The 3715-nt window shown below is 46.6% G+C and carries 4 protein-coding genes; 3 read left to right on the plus strand and 1 reads right to left on the minus strand.

The features are described 5' to 3' along the window. The first annotated feature begins 236 nt into the window (after positions 1 to 236). A complete protein-coding gene (locus IJJ71_RS03450; RefSeq protein WP_296845334.1) occupies positions 237 to 1910 on the plus strand; it encodes a RecQ family ATP-dependent DNA helicase in 1674 nt (557 codons plus the stop codon). Here IJJ71_RS03450 and IJJ71_RS03455 read toward each other — a convergent pair. Next, positions 1822 to 2055 (minus strand): hypothetical protein, encoded by a 234-nt coding sequence (locus tag IJJ71_RS03455; RefSeq protein ID WP_296845335.1) that lies wholly within the window; start codon positions 2053 to 2055, stop codon positions 1822 to 1824. The two genes, IJJ71_RS03450 and IJJ71_RS03455, sit on opposite strands and share 89 nt — an antisense overlap. A 200-nt stretch (positions 2056 to 2255) precedes the next feature. On the opposite strand from IJJ71_RS03455, the gene hisH reads away from it, so the two are divergent. Both hisH and hisF read left to right on the plus strand, forming a co-directional pair. Beyond that, complete coding sequence (gene hisH / locus IJJ71_RS03460) at positions 2256 to 2891, plus strand: imidazole glycerol phosphate synthase subunit HisH (RefSeq protein ID WP_296845336.1); 636 nt, start codon at positions 2256 to 2258, stop codon at positions 2889 to 2891. 161 nt (positions 2892 to 3052) lie between these two features. Continuing rightward, on the plus strand, positions 3053 to 3715 hold a 663-nt coding region (gene hisF, locus IJJ71_RS03465), incomplete at its 3' end, for an imidazole glycerol phosphate synthase subunit HisF (protein ID WP_296845337.1).

Raw genomic sequence — 3715 nt, forward strand, 5'->3', positions numbered from 1 at the left:
ACAACATAAAATTTTCAATTTTTTTACCTTTTTTTCATTTTACATTGCCGAAAATAGGGAACCAGAAATCCTTCCTGGATTTCTGGATTCCTGACGAGAATTTTACAGGTAAAATTCTCGCTTTCCTGTGCCGCCACATCCTTGTGGCAATTTTTTTTCAAAAATTTTGCACTTACATTGCCGAAAATCGAAAAAAATTTCCTATATATATACAGGAGTTTTTATAGGAGATTTTTATGGCAGAAATTGAGAAAGTTTCTTTTGATGGGATTGGTGTAGCTGAAGGCTGCGCGGACGAGCTTTTTGATGCGGACGGAGCTGTACGGGCTGCCCGCGATGGATTCCATGTCAGTTACCTTTTTCCGTGGCAGCGGATTGTAATCGCAAACATTCTTGATGGCGAGACGGCATTGCGTGAAAATGCGGTTTTTCCCGGCCACACAGACGATGACGACATTTACCGCGGAAGGCAGATTGTCCTTCTTCCAACCGGGGCTGGAAAATCCATGTGCTTTCTTGTGCCCGCCCTGCTTCTGGAAGGCGCGACTCTCGTAATTTATCCGCTTCTGGCTCTGATGAGCGACCAGAAACGCCGCATGGAGCAGGCTGGAATTCGCTCGGTGGTGTTCAAAGGCGGACAAACGGCAGAAGAACGCGAAGAAAATTTCAATGCCCTCACCGACAAAGAAAATCCTGCACGGGTGATTATCGCAAATCCCGAAGTTCTGTGCTCAGAAAATCTTCTTGAAAGGCTCTCACAAGTCAAAATCAGCCACATTTCAATTGATGAGGCTCACTGCGTTTCTGAATGGGGCGACTCTTTCCGTCCTTCTTATCTGGAACTTGGCCGCGTAATCAAAACACTGGGCGTAAAGCTCGTAACGGCATTCACCGCCACCGCAAGCAAACCTGTCCTTGAGCGAATCGGTGAAATTCTTTTTGACGGGAATTATCATCTTGTACGGGGAGCAAGTGACCGTGCAAACATTCATTACGCCGTGCGATACGCCTACGCCAAGAAAAAGGCCGCACTGGAACTGGCACTGACAATGAAAAAGCCACTGATTATTTTTTGCGGAAGCCGCCGCAGAACCGAAGAAATGGCCCATGTTTGTGCATCATATTTTGGAAGGGAAAAAACGCGGTTCTATCATGCAGGGCTTACCCGCGAAGAAAAAACGGCCGTGGAAGAATGGTTTTTCAATTCGACCGAAGGGATTTTGACGGCGACTTGCGCTTACGGAATGGGCGTGGACAAATCCGATATCGCGAGCGTAATCCATTTGGACGCGCCCGAGCATCTTGAAAATTTCGTGCAGGAAGCCGGCCGTGCGGGTCGTAACGGTGCAAATGTAAATTCCGTGCTGATTTGGAATCACGCGGATTTTGTACGCTGGCGGCAGGCCAAACCGAACAGTCGGGAACGTGCTTTGGGCGACTTTGCGCTGAGCAAAACTTGCCGTCGTCAGATGATTCTGGATTATCTTGGAGGCGAAGAAACAGCCTGCTCAGGCTGTGACATTTGCGACGCAAAAGCCAAAAATCAGAAAATCAGCTACAACGCCCCGGATGCGGAACTTGCGTTCAATTTTATCAGAAAAAACCGCCGGCTTTACACACGGCAGGAAGCCACTCACGAACTTACGGAACTATATAATAGGAAGAATTTGAAAATCTTCGGAATCAATGTATGGGATGCAAAGGACACCGCAGAAATTCTCTCGCAACTTTTTTCAGAAAAGCGGCTAAGAATCTGCGGTACATTCTGGAAAGACAGGCTCGATATTATAAAGAAGAAAAAGAGCAAAAATCTGCTCGGCCTTATTCCTCGTCGCCACCTGCATCTTCTCCACCTTCTCCGTCGGTCTTTTCGGCAGGAGCAGGAGCGGGTGCGGCAATTGTTTTCTTAGCTTTAGTGACTTTTGGCTTTTTTCGGTAACGCACGATGTATGCGCACAAATCAATAAAGACAAACACAATCACAGCCGTAATAATCACGCGCTTGTCTGAGAGAACCGCTTTAATCACAGGAAGAAAATCATGTGTATTCATCATATAAAAAGATTATCGGCAAATTAAGTGGAAAGTTGAAAGTGGAAAACGGAAAGTTAATAAGGGCGCAATCAACTGGCTGCCACCCTTCCAGCCTTCGCTAACGCTCATTGCTCCCGTTGGTCGCAACTTCGGGCTTCCACGGTGGGCGCGGCATTATTTTGCGATTGAGAATTTATTGTCTTTATGTTACATTTTTTCGCATGGTAGGAATCGTTGATTACAACGCTGGTAATATTAAGAGCGTTGAGCGGGCGCTGGGCTTTTTGAAGGCTGATTATGTGCTTTCAAAAAATCCGGCTGATTTAGAAAAGTGTGACCGCCTGATTTTTCCGGGCGTTGGCGAAGCAAAATACGCAATGGAGCAGCTTAAGCTCACAGGCTTCAACACATTCTTAAAAGACTGGGCACAGGCTCAAAAGCCACTGGTGGGAATCTGCCTCGGCTCACAGATTATTTTTGAACATTCCGAAGAAGGTGATGTTGAATGTCTGGGCTTACTCAAAGGCACAATCCGCCACTTTGAAAGCGTATGGAAAGATTCAAAAATCAATACAAATCTCAAAGTTCCACATATTGGCTGGAACAATCTGGAATACGCGGAGAAAGCCGCAAACGGCTCTACTCCGCTTTTCGATGGCGTTGACCCAAAATCCGACTTCTACTTCGTACATTCATACTTGATTCAGCCAAGCGATTCGTCAATCGTAAAAGCCTGGGCCGACTACGGCTGCAAAGTTCCGGCCTGCGTAAGCCAGGGAAGCATCACGGCGTTCCAGTTCCACCCGGAAAAGAGCGGCCGAGCTGGACTGAAAATTCTGGAGAATTTTATAAAATAAATTCCTCACAGAGGGCACAGAGTTCACAGAGAGATTTTTGATGATACAAAGTATTATATCACGGTCATTTTCAAATATATTAGACTGAGGTTTTATATTTGTCATACATAAAGCCCTCTGTGTGCTCCTAAACTCTGTGAGGAATTTAAAGTGAGAATACTATGTTAAAAAAGAGAATAATTGTTTGTCTGGACGTTAAGGACGGACGAACTACTAAGGGCGTTAAATTTCAGAACAACATCGACATCGGCGACCCGGTTGAGATGGCAAAAAAATATTACGAGCAGGGCGTTGACGAACTTGTTTTTTACGACATCATGGCGAGTGCACGCGGTCGTGGCCCAATCCTCGATCTTATTTCACGCGTTGCGGAGCAGGTTTTCATTCCGTTCTGCGTTGGTGGCGGAATCGGCACAATCGAAGACATCCGCTCGACAATTCTTGCGGGTGCCGAAAAAATCTCCCTCAACTCACAGGCTGTCAAAAATCCTAATTTGATTCGTGAAGGAGCCAGAATTTTCGGAAACCAGTGCATCGTTCTTGGAATGGATGCCGCAAAAGATGCCGAAATGCCTTCAGGCTACCGCGTTTACATCAACGGCGGCCGAGTCAAAACAGATCTCGACGCACTTGAATGGGCAAAAAAAGCAGTTTCACTCGGAGCCGGCGAAATCGTCCTCAACTCAATCGATGCTGACGGCGTTCGTAACGGCTACGAACTTACTGTCACAAAAATGATTGCAGAAAATGTCAGCGTTCCGGTAATTGCTTCGGGCGGCGGCGGCACTCCACAGCACCTTGCAGACGTTCTCACTCAGGGCAAA

It is taken from the genome of Treponema sp., from assembly GCF_017430385.1.
Classification (GTDB): Bacteria; Spirochaetota; Spirochaetia; order Treponematales; family Treponemataceae; genus Treponema_D.

Excerpts from the sequence above, each read along its gene's own strand:
- IJJ71_RS03450 (WP_296845334.1), top strand. The coding sequence starts at position 237 with ATGGCAGAAATTGAGAAAGTTTCTTTTGATGGGATTGGTGTAGCTGAA.
- IJJ71_RS03455 (WP_296845335.1), bottom strand. The coding sequence starts at position 2,055 with ATGATGAATACACATGATTTTCTTCCTGTGATTAAAGCGGTTCTCTCA.
- hisH (WP_296845336.1), top strand. The coding sequence starts at position 2,256 with ATGGTAGGAATCGTTGATTACAACGCTGGTAATATTAAGAGCGTTGAG.